Raw genomic sequence first — 15,670 nt, 5'->3', positions numbered from 1 at the left:
TCTCTTGTGATCAGGAGAAGGGAACGGCCTGGCGGCTGGTTTCTGCGAGCTCTTTCCAGGCACTTATTCCGGCAGGTCCGGTGGTCTGGAATATTCGGCGGAACCAGATGGTGAAGCCCTCGGGGGCAGCGTCAATGCGCTTGGATATTTGCGAAAGCTGCAGCCATTGCCAGGCATGGGCTTCCTCGGGATTGGCGACGGGGTCGCAATGGCTGATACCGACGAATACGTGGTCGAACTCGTACTCGATCAGCTGATTCGAGACCTTTTCGCGGTAGAGCAGGGTGGAGACTTTGCGCAGGGGGCAGGTCATGCCCATTTCTTCCTGCAAGCGGCGTTTTGCCGCCACCATCGTCCGTTCGCCAGGCCTGGGGTGGCCGCAACAGGTATTGGTCCACAGGCCTTGAGAATGGTATTTGCCGAAGGCGCGTTGCTGCAGCAGAAGACGACCGGCCTGATCGAAAATGAAGATCGAAAACGCTCGATGCAGAAGGCCTTGTTGGTGGGCCTGTAGTTTGGGCGCAAAGCCCTTTTTGCGATCGTGCTGGTCGACCAGAATCAGTAACTCTTCCATAGCAAGACTCCATTTGTGTCTTCACTACTGGGCGTTACGGCTGACCAGACAATCTAGGGAAATTCAGACGGTGTTCATGTTGAGTTCGAATCTAGTTGGCGGTTTTGTGTGCGGCAAGTTTTTTTAAGAAAACCTAGCAGAAATATCAGGGTGAATCGGAAATGTTACAGCGCTTATATGTTCTCGGTTCTACCGGGTCTATTGGTGAGGCCCGCTGGGCAGGTCGCGAGTCGATTGCCCTTCTGTAGACATCGGTGAAGGTTCGGGCCGCGCTCGGACGATCTTTAGATCCGCAAAGGTTTATGGCACCGTGCACGTCCAAAAAGGACGTGAGGATGTTATGGCCAACCCCTACCGCGAGCTATTCCACGCCCCAGGCGCACGCGCCTTTGTGCTGGCCGGCATGCTCGCGCGCATGCCGATTTCCATGACTGGCATTGGCTTGATCACCATGCTTTCGCAGCTTCAGGGCGGTTACGGATTGGCCGGTTTCATCGCGGCGACTTTTGCCCTGTCCACGGCGTTTTGTGCGCCGCAGGTTTCGCGGTTGGTGGACCGTTTTGGTCAAAGCCGGATCTTGCCGGTGTCGGCACTGGTCGGTGGTGGGGCGTTGTTGATGCTGTTGCTGTGTACCCGCTTGCAGGCGCCGCACTGGACGTTGTTTGCGTTTGCCGCGCTGGCCGGTTGCATGCCGAGCATGTCGGCGATGGTGCGGGCGCGCTGGACCGAGTTGTATCGCGGTCGCCCTGAGTTGCAAACCGCTTATGCGCTGGAATCGGTGCTGGACGAGGTGTGCTTTATCGTCGGGCCGCCGCTGTCGGTGGGGTTGTGCGTGGTGGCGTTCCCGGAGGCGGGGCCGTTGGCGGCGTTGCTGATGCTCGCGGTCGGGGTCACGGCGTTTGTGTTGCAGCGCGGTACCGAGCCGCCGGTGCATCCTCATGAGGAACATCATCAGGGCTCGATCATTCGTTCGAGCGAGATTCAGTTGCTGATGCTGTTGATGGTCGCCATGGGCACCATCGTCGGTGTGGTGGATGTGGTCAGTGTCGCCTTCGCCGAGCAGCAGGGCCAACCGGCAGCGGCGAGTATTGTGCTGTCGGTGTATGCCATCGGCTCATGCCTGGCCGGGTTGGCGTTCGGGGTGTTTCGCTCCAAGTTGCCGCTGCCGCAATTGTTCCTCTACGGCGGGGTGGCGACGGCGGTGACCACACTACCGTTGCTGCTGGCGGCCAATATTTTCGGGCTGTCGCTGGCGGTGTTCGTCGCCGGGCTGTTCTTTGCCCCGACCCTGATTGTGGCCATGGCGCTGGTGGAGCGCATCGTGCCACCGGCCAAGCTCACCGAAGGCCTGACCTGGCTGGTCACCGGTTTGAGCATCGGCGTGGCGATCGGCGCGGCCAGTTCGGGCTGGCTGGTGGATGCGTTCGGTGCGCGCAGCGGGTTCTGGGTGGCGATTGCTGCCGGTGCCGTGGTGTTGGGTTCGGCGGTGCAGAGCTATCGCCATCTCAAATGAGTGCTCCCACAATAATCGGTGTCGTTCACCAATCCTCTGGTCAAAGCAGCTACCTGTGGGAGCGGGCTTGCCCGCGATGGCGTCAGCCCATTCAATATTTTCTGCGCCTGACACACTGCTATCGCGGGCAAGCCCGCTCCCACAATGATTGGTGTCGCTCACCAATCCTTTGGCCGCAGCAGATACCTGTGTGCGAGCAGGCTCGTTCCCACAGACTAATTCTCACCACGCCCCATCCGTTCTCTTTTACAGATAACCAATTGAGGTAAGTGCGGTGACAAAGCTGACACTGCTGTGCCTGCCCTATTCGGGCGCCAGCGCCATGGTCTATAGCCGCTGGCGGCGCCAGTTGCCGCCGTGGCTGCACTTGCAGCCGGTGGAGTTACCGGGGCGAGGCGCCCGTTATGACGAACCCTTGCAGACCGACATGCGCGCCCTGGCCCTGCAATTGGCCAGGGAACACAAACCGTCCTTGCACGGCCCTTACGCCCTGTTCGGTCACAGCCTGGGGGCGTTGCTGGCCTGTGAGATGGCCCACGCCTTTCGTGCCCTCGGTGCTCCAGAACCGGTGGCGCTGTTTGCTTCCGGCACGGCCGCCCCGACCATGCGCAGTGACTATGACCGTGGCTTCGCCGAACCGCAGAGTGATGAGCAGTTGATCGAACAACTGCGCACCTTCCAGGGCACCAGCGAGGAAGTGTTGGCCAATCAGGAGTTGATGAGCCTGACGCTGCCGATCCTGCGCGCCGATTTCATGCTCTGCGGACGCTTCCGCCCGATGCAGCGTCCGCTGCTCAAGTGCCCCGTACATGTGCTCGGTGGCAAGGAAGACAAGGCCACTACTGAGCAATTGATCGGCTGGAGCCAGGAAACCCTGGGCAGTTTCTCGGTGGACATGATGACCGGCGGGCATTTCTTCATCCATGAGCATGAAGCCAAGGTGCTGCGGATTATCAAGAATCATCTGGAAGTCCATCACCGACGTCATGCGCAGCTGGCCGCGCCGGTTTTTTAGCGCGCGCGGTTCACTTTATCGAGTGTTAACAGGAGGCCCGTCATGGGTGTTGCTGTGGGTTTTGCCGTTCGGCCGTTGCTGCCGGCGCGGGGTCGTTTGCCGCTGTTGGTGGAAGCGACCGAGCCGAATACCAGCCTGTTGGCGGTGTTCGATGAATTGAATGAGCTGGTGGATGAGCATTTGCTGCGTGACGGCGGCATTCTGTTTCGTGGGTTCCAGCTGGACGGTGCCGAGCAGTTCCGCCAATTCGCTGCCGGCTTCGGCCATCCGCTACTCAATTACGAATTCGGCTCGACGCCGCGCACCAACGTCACCCAGGGGGTCTACACCTCCACCGAATACCCGGCGCATCAGAGCATTCCGTTGCACAACGAGCAGGCCTACTCCCGGGACTGGCCGATGAAAATCTGGTTCTACAGCATGATCGCCGCCACCTTGGGCGGCGAAACGCCGATTGCCGACAGCCGGGAAGTCTATCGGCGCATGCCTGTCGCGATCCGCGAGCGCTTCGTCAACAAAGGCCTGATGTACGTGCGCAATTTCGGCAACGGGCTGGACGTGGCCTGGGAGCAGGTGTTCAACACCGAAGACCGCGACGTGGCCGAGGCCTACTGCAAAGCCCACGGCATCATTTGCGAGTGGAAGGATGACGGAGAATTGCGCACCCGCCAGACCTGTCAGGCGGTGGCGCGTCATCCGGTGACCGGCGACATGGTCTGGTTCAATCAGGCTCACCTGTTCCACATTTCCAACCTGCAGCCGGAGGTGCGTGAAACCCTGCTGGACATCGTCGACGAGGAAGACCTGCCGCGTAACGTCTACTACGGCGACGGCTCGCCCATTGAGGATGAGGTGCTCAGTGAAATTCGTGCGGTGCTCGATGACTGTGCCATCAGTTTCCCCTGGCAGGAGGGCGATGTGCTGATGCTAGACAACATGCTCTCGGCCCATGCCCGCGCGCCCTTCGAAGGCAAGCGCAAGGTGATCGTCGCGATGGCCGAAGGGCACTCCCAGGACGCGCGCTGATCTGAACAGTCCTGTCGCCGAAGCCGGTCTTGCACCGGCTTCGGCGTTTTTGTTGCGCTGTCCATTGCTCGGTCTAATGCCTGGTGCGGAACCTGTGGGAGCGGGCTTGCTCGCGAAAGCGGTGCACCCGGCAACATTAATGTCGACTGACACACCCTCTTCGCGAGCAAGCCCGCTCCCACAGGTTCTGCACCTCAACTGACTGGCCGCGTTTGTCGGTGCCGCTAAATCATCGCGCTAGCCATTCGTTCTTGTTGATACGACCGGGCCTCCTGGTCACGCCGCCGATCAGCAAGGACCCAATGCATGAATGCCGCAGACGCACAGAAACTCGCCCGCCGCTTTATCGAACTGCCGCAGGACAAGCGCCGCTTGTTTCTGGCCGGCATGGCCCGCGAAGGCATCGATTTTGCGCAGCTTCCCATGACCTCCTGTGTCGGGGTCGATGAGCGTGACGGCCTGTCCTATGCCCAGCAGCGGATGTGGTTTCTCTGGCAGCTGGATCCGCAGAGCGCGGCCTACAACCTGCCGATGGCGGTGCGCCTGAGCGGTGCGCTGCAAATCGATGCGCTGGAGCGCGCGTTCAGCCTGCTTGTCGCGCGTCATGAGTGCCTGCGCACCACCTTCGGCCAGGAGGGCGAACGTGCGTTCCAGCGGGTAGCCGAACCCCGTGACCTGACGCTGGCGATCAACGACCTGAGTGCCTTGCCTGAAGAACGGCGCTGGCCGCAGGCGCAGCAGCACATGATGGCTGAAGCCACTCAGGCGTTCGATTTGCAACAGGGACCGCTGCTGAGCCTTCGCTTGTTGCGCCTGGCCGAGCAGGAGCACGTGCTGCTGCTGACGTTGCACCACATCATTGCCGATGGCTGGTCGATGAACATTCTGATCGACGAGTTCATGCGCACCTACGATGGGCTGGTCGCGGGGCGTCAACCGACCTTGCCGGCACTGACCGTGCACTACCGCGACTACGCCCTGTGGCAACGCAGTTGGCTGGAAGCCGGGGAGCGCGAGCGCCAGCTCGATTACTGGCGCACGCAGTTGGGTGAAGAACACCCGATCCTCGAATTGCCCACCGACCGTGCCTATCCGGCCCAGTCCAGCCACCAGGGCGCGCGCCTGGAAAAAGTCATCGACGGAGCCCTGCGCCAGGCGCTGAAAACTCTCGCCCAGCGCCAGGGCGTGACGCTGTTTGTGGTGTTGCTGGCCGCCTTCAAGACCTTGCTGCATCGCTACAGCGGCCAGACCGACATCCGCGTCGGCGGCTTGATCGCCAACCGCACCCGCAGTGAAACCGAAGGCTTGATCGGCTTCTTCGTCAACACCCAGATACTGCGCAGCGAGGTCACCGCCAAGACTCGTTTCAGCGACCTGCTGCAGAGCCTGCGTCAGGCGGCGCTTGGCGCCCAGGCCCATCAGGAGCTGCCGTTCGATGCGTTGATCGAAGCCCTGCAGCCGGCCCGCAGTCAGAGTCACAATCCGTTGTTTCAGGTGATGTTCAACCACCAGCCGCTGGTGACCGATCTGCAGGACGTGCGCCTCGATTGCGGTTTGCAGGTCGGCTATCTGAGTGAGCAGCAACTGGCCGGCAGCGGGCGTCAGCATGCGGCCACCAGCGACCTGATGCTCGACACCCGAGAGGAGGGCGAGCAACTGTTCGCCGCGTTCACTTACGCCACCGACCTGTTCGACGCACCGACCATCGCCGCGTTGGCCGAGCATTGGCACAACGTGCTGGTGTCGGTCTGCCGTGATCCGCAACAACCGCTGGGCGAGGTGTCGATGCTCGGCACGGATGAGCGGGAGCGCTTGATTCAAGCCGTCGCCAACCCGGCGGTGCTGCCCGGCATGCCGCAGTTGTTTGAGGCCCAAGCGGCGCGCACTCCCGACACCACCGCAGTGATTCTGGCCGGCGATCAGTCGCCCTCACTCAGCTATGCCGAATTGAATGTTCGCAGCAATCGTCTGGCCCATCAGTTGCGCGCCAAAGGCGTCGGCCCCGATGTGCTGGTCGGTGTGGCGTTGGGGCGATCGCTGGAACTGGCCGTGGCATTGCTGGCCGTGCTCAAGGCCGGCGGCGCCTATGTGCCGCTGGACCCGCACACCCCGGCCGAACGCTTGCGCCATGTGCTCGATGACAGCGGGCTGAAACTATTGCTGACTGAGAGCCCACTGCTGAGTAGCCTGCCGGCGCTCGATGGCATCGATTGCCTGTGTCTGGACCAGCTACCGGACAGCGCCGCTGCGAATCAAGACAACCTGCAAGTGACGGTGGATCCGCAGAACCTCGCGTACGTGATTTACACCTCCGGCTCCACCGGCCGGCCGAAGGGCGTGGCCGTCAGCCACGGCGCGTTGAGCGAATTCATCGCGCGGGCGATCGACTACAGCGATTTGCGCGAAGGCGATCGCGTACTGCAATTCGCCACCAGCAGTTTTGACGGTTTCGTCGAGCAATTCTTCCCGCCGCTGTGCCATGGCGCCTGTGTCGTCCTGCGCGATGCCGGACTGTGGGACAGTGCGACCTTGCATCAGGTGATCGTCGAACAAGGCATTACCCTGGCGGATTTGCCGGCCGCTTACTGGTATTCGGTGGTGCAGGATTACGCGGCCAACCCGCCTGTTCACTTCGGCGCCTTGCGCCAGATTCACGTGGGCGGCGAGGCGATGGCGGTGGACGGGCTGCGCCTGTGGCAACGCGCCGGGCTGGGCCATGTGCGTTTGCTCAACACCTACGGCCCGACCGAGGCGACGGTGGTCTCGACCATTCATGATTGCAGCGCGTTGACCGCCGAGGCGGTGTCGTGGCGCGGCATTCCGATCGGTCACGGTCTGGAGCAACGCCGGTTGTACGTGCTCGACGACGATTTGAATCTGTTGCCGCAAGGGGCGGTGGGCGAGTTGTACATCGGCGGGCCGGGCCTGGCCCGTGGTTATCACCGGCAGCCGACGCTCAGCGCCCAACGGTTTATCGCCGATCCATTCGCGGTCGGCGAGCGCCTGTACCGCACCGGCGATCGTGCCCGACTGCGCGACGATGGCGCGGTGGAGTACATCGGTCGCGTCGATCACCAAGTGAAGATTCGCGGGTTCCGCATTGAGTTGGGGGAAATCGAGTCGCGGTTGCAGCAATGCCCGGGGATTCGTGAGGCGGTGGTGCTGGCATTGTCTCTAGTCGGCGGGCCACAACTGGTGGCGTATCTGGTCGTCGATCAGAGCGTGCTCGGCAGCGCGGCGGAGCAGGTGATTCTGCGTCAGCAAATCCGGGCCTCGCTGCAGAAGAACCTGCCGGACTACATGGTGCCCGGTCACTTGTTGCTGTTGCCGCGCTTGCCCCTGACCCCCAGCGGCAAACTCGACCGCAAGGCTTTGCCGATCCCCGATCCGAGCCAATTGCAGAGCAGCTATCGCGCCCCGCAAACCGACACCGAACAGGCGCTGGCGCAGATCTGGATCGAGGTGCTGCAAGTGCCACGGGTCGGTGTCGATGACCATTTCTTCGAGTTGGGCGGGCATTCGTTGCTGGCCGCGCAAGTGATCGCGCGGATCAAAAGCCAGTTGGGCGTGGTACTGCCGTTGCGCAGCCTGTTCGAGACACCGCTGCTGGGCGATCTGGCCCTGGAGCTGGCCGCGCTGGCCGGCGGTGCAAGCGATAACGACTGGTCCGACATGGATCAGTTCATGAGTTCTTTGGAGGGAGTTGAAGTATGAGCGGCAATATGGCGGAGCGTATCGCTAAAAGGTTCGTCGGTTTGCCGCTGGAGCAACGTCGACTGTTTCTCGCCAAACTGCGCGAGGAGGGCAAGGACTTCAGCCTGCTGCCACTGCCGGTCAGTCGTCACGACTGCGTGGTGATTCCGCTCTCGTTTGCCCAGCAGCGTCTGCTGTTTCTCTGGCAGCTTGAGCCACAGAGCGCCGCGTACAACATGGCCGCCGGCCTGCGCTTGCACGGGCAGCTGAACGAGGCCGCGCTGTTGCGTTCCTTCGATCATCTGGTGGCGCGCCATGAAGTGTTGCGCACGGTGTTCCAGACCGACAACGACCAGCCGAGTCAGGTGATCCTCGACCATCAGGACGTACCACTGGAACGCGTCGATCTGTCGAACGTTGCTGTGCAAGAGCGTGAAGCCGAGCTGGCGCGGCGAGTTCAGGAAGCGGCTGCGCAACCGTTCGACTTGCTTCATGGGCCATTGCTGCGGGCCAGCCTGTTCCGTCTGGCGGGCGATGAACATGTGCTGATCGTGAGCATGCATCACATCGTCTCCGATGGCTGGTCGATGGACGTCATGGTCAAGGAGTTCGTGCAGTGCTACCAGGCCTTCAGCCTGGAGCGCGAACCGCAATTGCCGGCGTTGCCGTTGCAGTACGCCGACTACGCGATCTGGCAGCGCTGCTGGCTGGAGGCCGGCGAGGGCGAGCGGCAACTCGATTACTGGCGTCAGCAGCTGGGTGAAGAGCATCCGCTGTTGGACGTGGCGGCGGATTTCCCCCGGCCACTGACCCAGAGTTTCGAAGGCCAGACCCTGAGCTTTGATTTCGGTGCCGACCTGTCCCGGCAGTTGAACGGCTTTGCCCGGGCTCAGGGCATCAGCTTGTTCATGCTGGTGCTGGCCGGTTTTTCGCTGTTCCTGTCACGTCTTGGCGGCCAACGCGATATTCGCGTCGGCGTGCCTAATGCCAACCGCGGGCGCTCCGAGGTCGAAGGGCTGATCGGCTTCTTCGTCAACACTCAGGTGCTGCGTTGCCAGGTCGATGAGCGCGGCAGCTTCGTCGATTTGCTGGCTCGGGTTCGGGAAGCATCGTTCGGTGCCCAGGCTCATCAGGAGTTGCCTTTCGAGCAACTGGTGGATGAACTGGTGCCCGAGCGAACCCTGGGGCATAACCCGTTGTTCCAGGCCAAGTTCAACCAGAACGTCGGCATGCAGACCCAGCGTTCGATGAACCTGCCGGGCCTGAGCGTCACCGAGTATCCGCTGGACAAACAAGGCACGCACTTTGATCTGGCGCTGGACATCACCGATGACGGCACGCTGATCCACGGGCAGATGACCTACGCCAGCGACCTGTACCAGCACTCGACCATTGAAGGGTTTATCCCGACGCTGCTCGGCCTGTTCCGCGAATTGCTCAGCGCCCCGCAGGCGCCGCTGCACAGTCTTGCAACCACACCTGTGCAACCGGCGCTGGCGCCACGGCAGCCGGCGGAGTCGGTGTTGCAGCAATGGGAGCGTCAGGTGGCCGTACAGCCTGAGGCGCTGGCCGCACGCTGCCTTGAGCGGACATTGAGTTTTCAGGTGCTGGATCAGGACGCCAATCGCCTGGCCCACTACCTGCGAGCGCAAGGTGTGCAGAGCGGGCAACCCGTGGCGGTGCTGATGGAGCGCTCACTGGAATGGCTGACCTGTGTGTTAGGGGTGATCAAGGCCGGGGCGGTGTACATGCCGCTGGACGTCAAGGCGCCGGACGCACGTTTGTGGCAGATGCTCGAAGGCGCGCAGGCGAAAGTCCTGCTGTGTGCCGCAGGCGACGCGCGGGAAGGCACTCTGGCGGTCGCCGGTTGCCAGGGGCTGGCCTTCGCGCCCGAACGCTGGCAGGACCAGCCGACGACGAAGCCTTCGCTGACCGTATCGGCGGATGCAGCGGCCTATGTGATTCACACCTCCGGTTCCACCGGCCAACCCAAAGGCGTGCTGGTGAGCCACGGCGCTCTGGCCAGTTACGTGCGCGGTGCGCTGGAACGCCTGGCGCTGGAGCCTGCGGCAAGCATGGCGCTGGTCTCGACCATTGCGGCGGATCTTGGATTTACCGTGCTGTTCGGCGCCTTGTGTTCCGGTCGCTTGTTGCATGTACTGCCCGAAGAGCTGGGCTTCGACCCGGACCGGTTTGCCGATTACATGGCCGGGCACCAAGTGGGCGTGCTGAAAATCGTACCGGGGCATTTGTCGGCGTTGATGCAAGCGTCACGGGCCGCCGATGTGTTGCCGCAACACGCTCTGATCGTGGGCGGCGAGGCTTGCTCGCCGGCATTGCTGGAACAGGTGCGGCGACTCAAGCCGGGCTGCCGGTTCATCAACCACTATGGTCCGAGTGAAACCACGGTCGGTGTGTTGACCCATGAGCTCAAGGATCTCGACTCGGGTGCCCGCGGCGTGCCGGTCGGTCGTCCATTGTCGGGTGCGCATGTCTACGTGCTGGACGATGTACTCAACGCGGTCGCCGATCAGGTGGCGGGCGAGCTGTACATCGGCGGCGACAGTGTGGCCCTGGGTTATCTGGGACAGCCGGGGCTGACCGCCGAACGTTTCTTGCCGGATCCCTTTGGCAGCGTCGGTGCGCGGGTGTACCGCAGCGGTGACCGGGTGCGCCGCAATCGTCAGGGCGCGCTGGAGTTCATCGGGCGTGCCGACGATCAGGTCAAGGTGCGCGGCTATCGAGTGGAGCCGGCGGAAGTCGCTCGAGTATTGCTGGGCCTCGGCGGCGTGAGCGAGGCCGCGGTGTTGGCCTTGCCGCTGGACGGTGATGAAGCGCGCCTGCAACTGGTGGCGTACTGCGTGGCCGCGCCTGACTTGCCGTTGAATGTCGACGCCTTGCGCCAGCAGTTACAGGCCTGCCTGCCGGAGTACATGGTGCCGGCGCAGATCGTTGTGCTGGAGCGTCTGCCGCTGACCGCCAACGGCAAACTGGACAAGCGTGCCTTGCCGGCGCCGGAGCTGGCGACGCAGCAATTTGTTGCCCCGGTGGGTGAGGTCGAACAGAAGCTTGCCGCCATCTGGGCCGATGTCCTGAAGCTTGAGCAAGTGGGCAGCACCGACAACTTCTTCGAGCTGGGCGGCGACTCGATTCTCAGCCTGCAAATCATCGCTCGGGCCAAACGCCAGGGCATCAAGCTGAGCCCCAAGCAACTGTTCGAGAAGCAGACCATCGGCCAGTTGGCGGCGGTGGCCAAGTTGATCGAGAGCAAACCGGCGGCCAGCGTCGCACAAAAGGTCAGCGGCGATCTGCCGTTGTTGCCGATCCAGGCACGCTTCTTCCAGACCGACATTCCCCAGCGTCATCACTGGAACCAGTCGGTGATGTTGCAACCGCAAATCCCCCTCGACGCGACCCATCTGCACAGCGCATTGGCCGCCCTGATCGAGCAGCACGATGCGCTGAACCTGAGTTTCCAGGCATCGGGCGAGACTTGGCAGGCGACATTCCAGGCGCAGCGCCACACAGACCTGTTGTGGGTGCGGGCACTGGCCGACCTTGCCGATTTGCCCGCGCTGGCCTCCGAGGCCCAGCGCAGTCTCGACTTACAACAGGGCCGGCTGGTGCGTGCGGTGCTGGTGAACCTGCCTGACGCAACACAACGTTTGCTGCTGGTGATCCATCACCTGGTGGTGGATGGCGTGTCCTGGCGGGTGCTGCTGGAGGATTTGCAGCAGGCTTACACCGCGTCGGCGGCAGGCAAGGCAATTGTCCTGCCGGGTAAAAGCAGCTCGCTCCAAGCCTGGGCGCAACACCTGCACCGTTATGGGCAGAGCGATATTTTGAAGGCCGAGCGCGACTACTGGCAGCGCACGCTGGAGGGCGGTAACAGCGATTTGCCGAGGGATTTCCCCGAAACCGTCCAGACTCGTCGCCAGGCCGCTCGGGCCACTTCACGCCTGAACAAGACACTGACCCACGCGCTGCTCAAAGTGGCGCCGGCCGCCTATCGCACCCAAATCAACGATTTGCTGCTGACGGCCCTGGCGCGGGTGCTGTGTGACTGGAGCGAACAGGATTCGGTGCTGATCCAGCTCGAAGGTCACGGTCGCGAAGACCTGTTCGATGACCTGGATTTGAGTCGCACCGTTGGCTGGTTCAGCAGCCTGTTTCCAGTGCGTCTGACCCCACAGGCAGAGCCGGGCACTTCGTTGTGCGCGATCAAGGAACAACTGCGAGCGGTGCCGGGAAAAGGCATCGGCTACGGCGTGCTGCGCTACCTCGCAGGCTTCGAACCGCTGCTTGAGCTGGCGGCACCGCGCATCACGTTCAACTACCTGGGCCAGTTCGACGGTGCGTTCAGTGCCGCTGACAGCGCGCTGTTGGTGCCGACTGCTGACAGCACCGGTGACCATCAGGATGACGATGCGCCCTTGGGCAACTGGCTGAATGTCGATGGCCAAGTCTATGGCGGTGAGCTGGAATTGAGCTGGACGTTCGGCCAAGGCATGTACCGCCCGCACACCGTTCAGGCGCTGGCCGACGCCTATTGCCATGAGCTGGAACGGCTGATCGAACATTGCACTGCCGGTGAGCATGCCGGGGTCACGCCGTCGGACTTCAATCTGCTGAGCCTGACTCAGGCGCAACTGTCGGCGCTGCCGGTGCCGGCGCGGGAGATCAGCGATCTGTATCCGTTGTCGCCGATGCAGCAGGGCATCCTGTTCCACAGCCTCAACGAACCGGACGGCCCGGCCTACACCAACCAGTTGCGGGTTGATGTACGGCAACTGGACGCCGAGCGTTTCCGTCAGGCCTGGCAGCAGACGCTGGAGGCCCATGAGATTCTGCGCACCGCATTCGTCTGGCCCGAGGACGCCGACGCGCCGGTGCAGATTGTAAGGCCGACGGTGCAGATGCCCATGACCGTGCAGGACTGGCGCGGTCGTGATGACCTTCACGCAGCGCTCGATCAGTTGGCCCGGGAGGATCTGGCCGCCGGTTTCGAACTGGACCAGGCGCCGCTGTTGCGCGTGTTGCTGGTGCGAACCGCTGAAGCGCAGCATCACTTGATCTACACCAGTCATCACATCCTCATGGACGGCTGGAGCACTTCGCAGTTGTTCGGCGAGGTGTTGCAACGCTATGCCGGCATGACCCCGGCGGCGACCCCGGGGCGCTATCGCGATTACATTGAGTGGCTGGGCCAGCGCGATACTCAGGCCAGTCGCGAGTTCTGGACGTCGGCGTTGGTTGACCTTCAGGAGCCGACCCGCCTAGCCAGCGCCATGCCGGTCAGCCAGACGCCGGCCAGCGGTTATGCCGATTACCAGCATGCATTCAGCGAACGACAAACTGCCGATCTGAACCGCTTCGCCCGCGAACAGAAAGTCACCCTCAATACCTTGATGCAAGCCGCGTGGCTGGTGCTGTTGCAGCGCTATACCGGCCAGGACACCGTGGCTTTCGGCGCCACTGTGGCCGGTCGCCCGACGGACTTGCCCGGCGTCGAACAGCAGATCGGCCTGTTCATCAATACCTTGCCGGTGGTGGCGGCGCCATCCGCCGAAATCCCGGTCGGCCAGTGGATTCAGCAGGTGCAGAGCCTCAACCTGGCCTTGCGCGAACATGAACACACGCCGCTCTACGATATTCAGCGCTGGGCGGGGCAGGGTGCGGGCGCACTGTTCGACAGTATTCTGGTGTTCGAGAACTACCCGATGGCTGAAGCGTTGGCGCAAGGCTCTGCCACCGGTCTCGAGTTTTCCACCCTCTCGCGTCAGGAACAGACCCACTATCCGCTGACGCTGGTGGCGGTCACCGGTCGTGAGTTGACCCTCGGCTTGAGCTTCGACCAGGCCTGTTTCGATCACACCACCATCGCCGACCTGAGCACCCAGCTCGAAGGCCTGATGATGCAATTCATGGCGGATGCTTCGCAGCCTCTGGGCGCGTTGCAACTGCTGGACGGCAAACCGCGTCAAGCGGCTGTCGACTGGGGCAAGGCCGCGATCACGGCGCTGGATTCGCGCAACGTGGTCGAACGGATTGACGCGCAGGTACAACGTCAACCGCAGGCTGCGGCGGTGCTGTTTGCCAAGCAGACCCTCGATTACCGCACCCTCGACGCCCGGGCCAATCGACTGGCGCATAAGCTGCAAGCGCTGGGTGTCGGGCCGGAAGTACGGGTGGGCGTGTGCATGCGCCGCACTCCGGACATGCTGGTCGGGTTGCTGGCGATCCTCAAGGCTGGCGGTGCCTACGTGCCGCTGGACCCGGAGTATCCACAAGAGCGCTTGCTGCACATGCTCGAGGACAGTTGCGCAGCGGTGCTGCTGACCGAAGCCGCGTTGCAGGCGATGTTGCCCGAGGTGTTGCCGTCGCAAGTGCTGTTGGTCGAAGAGGGTGCCGAATGGCTCGCTGGGTATCCGTCCACGGCACCGGTCAGCCGGATCGTGGCGCAGAACCTGGCCTACGTGATTTACACCTCCGGCTCCACCGGCAAGCCCAAAGGGGTGGCGATCACCCACGCTAACCTCGCGGCGCTGATCCAGTGGTCGCAGGGTGTTTACCGCGATGAGCAGATGCGCGGCGTGCTGGCTTCGACCTCGATCTGCTTCGATCTGTCGGTGTGGGAGATTTTCGTCACGTTGGCCAGCGGCGGTTGCATGGTGCTGGCGGACAACGCCCTGGCTCTGTCCGAGTTGCCGGCCCGTGAGCGGGTGACGCTGATCAACACGGTGCCGTCGGCAATTGCCGCGCTGCAACGGGCCGGGCAGATTCCGGCGTCGGTCACCACCATCAATCTGGCCGGCGAGCCGCTCAAGCAGACGCTGGTCGATACGCTGTACGCCAGCACCTCGGTCAAGCAGGTTTATGACCTGTATGGGCCGTCGGAAGACACCACTTATTCGACCTTCACCCTGCGCACCGCCAATGGCCGGGCGAACATCGGGCGGCCGCTGGACAACACCGTGGCTTACCTGCTCGACAGCCAGTTGCAGGTGTTGCCGGCGGGGCTGGCGGCCGAGTTGTACCTGGCCGGTGCCGGCGTGACCCGAGGTTATCTGCTGCGTCCCGGCCTGACCGCTGAACGCTTCGTGCCGGACCCGTTCGCCACTAATGGTGAGCGGCTGTATCGCACCGGCGATCTGGTGCGCCAGGGGCCAGACGACACGATTGAGTACATTGGTCGTGCCGACCATCAGGTGAAGATTCGCGGCTTCCGCATTGAGTTGAGCGAGATCGAAGCCCGATTGTTGGAGCAGCTCGAGGTGCGCGAAGCCGTGGTGCTGGCGCAGGAGGGCGCGGCGGGTAAACACCTGCATGCCTATGTCGTAGCGAGCCAATCGGGCAATTTATCGGTGGTGGAAACCCTGCGGGCGGCCTTGGCCAATCGTTTGCCGGCGCACATGGTGCCGAGCCATCTGCACGTGATTGACGCGCTGCCGCTGACCCCCAATGGCAAGCTCGATCGCAAGGCCCTGATGGCGCTGGGCGGCAATCCGACGCTGCAGCGTTACGAAGCGCCGCGCACCGATCTGCAATGGGAAGTGGCGACCGTCTGGCAAGAGGTGCTGGAAATCGAGCGCGTCGGCCTGACGGACAACTTCTTCCAATTGGGCGGGCATTCGTTGCTGGCGACGCTGGTGGTGACCCGGATCAAAGAACGGCTGGGTGACAAGGTGCCGCTCAAGGAGCTGTTCGAAGCCGACACCTTGCAAGCGTTCTGCACCCGCATCGAAACGTTGCGCGTCGATTTATCACCGGTTCAGGACGAATTGGCTAAATCCCTGGAGGCCCTCAAACGTCTATCCCTCGATGATCTGGAAAAACTGATTTCTTGAGG

Annotated in this window: 6 protein-coding genes; 5 read left to right on the top strand and 1 reads right to left on the bottom strand. The window is 62.7% G+C overall.

What is annotated here, in order from left to right:
• Window positions 1-10 precede the first annotated feature (10 nt).
• Window positions 11-574: an isopentenyl-diphosphate Delta-isomerase gene (gene idi / locus AB7M22_RS17610; RefSeq protein ID WP_454187257.1), complete on the bottom strand. Its 564-nt coding sequence runs from the start codon at window positions 572-574 to the stop codon at window positions 11-13.
• A gap of 340 nt (window positions 575-914) precedes the next feature.
• On the opposite strand from idi, the gene AB7M22_RS17605 reads away from it, so the two are divergent.
• The 5 genes from AB7M22_RS17605 to AB7M22_RS17585 all read left to right on the top strand — a co-directional run bounded on the left by AB7M22_RS17605 (window position 915) and on the right by AB7M22_RS17585 (window position 15,668).
• Complete coding sequence (locus AB7M22_RS17605) at window positions 915-2,087, top strand: MFS transporter (RefSeq protein ID WP_454187256.1); 1,173 nt, start codon at window positions 915-917, stop codon at window positions 2,085-2,087.
• A gap of 274 nt (window positions 2,088-2,361) precedes the next feature.
• The gene (locus AB7M22_RS17600; protein ID WP_454187255.1) at window positions 2,362-3,102 is read left to right on the top strand and encodes a thioesterase II family protein; all 741 of its coding nucleotides are present in this window, start codon (window positions 2,362-2,364) and stop codon (window positions 3,100-3,102) included.
• A gap of 42 nt (window positions 3,103-3,144) precedes the next feature.
• Window positions 3,145-4,128 (top strand): TauD/TfdA family dioxygenase, encoded by a 984-nt coding sequence (locus tag AB7M22_RS17595; RefSeq protein WP_454187254.1) that lies wholly within the window; start codon window positions 3,145-3,147, stop codon window positions 4,126-4,128.
• Between the two features lie 306 nt (window positions 4,129-4,434).
• The gene (locus AB7M22_RS17590; RefSeq protein WP_454187253.1) at window positions 4,435-7,842 is read left to right on the top strand and encodes an amino acid adenylation domain-containing protein; all 3,408 of its coding nucleotides are present in this window, start codon (window positions 4,435-4,437) and stop codon (window positions 7,840-7,842) included.
• On the top strand, window positions 7,839-15,668 hold the full coding sequence (locus tag AB7M22_RS17585) for an amino acid adenylation domain-containing protein (RefSeq protein ID WP_454187252.1): 7,830 nt from the start codon (window positions 7,839-7,841) through the stop codon (window positions 15,666-15,668). The genes AB7M22_RS17590 and AB7M22_RS17585 overlap by 4 nt, the downstream gene beginning before the upstream one ends.
• The last annotated feature ends 2 nt before the right edge of the window (window positions 15,669-15,670 follow it).

The sequence above is a fragment of the Pseudomonas sp. ADAK2 TE3594 genome, from assembly GCF_053628675.1.
The sequence above is the reverse complement of the archived record's forward strand: the minus strand, read 5'-3'. Positions and strand labels throughout refer to the sequence as shown.

What these genes read in the sequence shown, in the direction of transcription:
- idi (WP_454187257.1), bottom strand. Translation starts at nt 574, where the DNA reads ATGGAAGAGTTACTGATTCTGGTCGACCAGCACGATCGCAAAAAGGGC.
- AB7M22_RS17605 (WP_454187256.1), top strand. Translation starts at nt 915, where the DNA reads ATGGCCAACCCCTACCGCGAGCTATTCCACGCCCCAGGCGCACGCGCC.
- AB7M22_RS17595 (WP_454187254.1), top strand. Translation starts at nt 3,145, where the DNA reads ATGGGTGTTGCTGTGGGTTTTGCCGTTCGGCCGTTGCTGCCGGCGCGG.
- AB7M22_RS17590 (WP_454187253.1), top strand. Translation starts at nt 4,435, where the DNA reads ATGAATGCCGCAGACGCACAGAAACTCGCCCGCCGCTTTATCGAACTG.
- AB7M22_RS17585 (WP_454187252.1), top strand. Translation starts at nt 7,839, where the DNA reads ATGAGCGGCAATATGGCGGAGCGTATCGCTAAAAGGTTCGTCGGTTTG.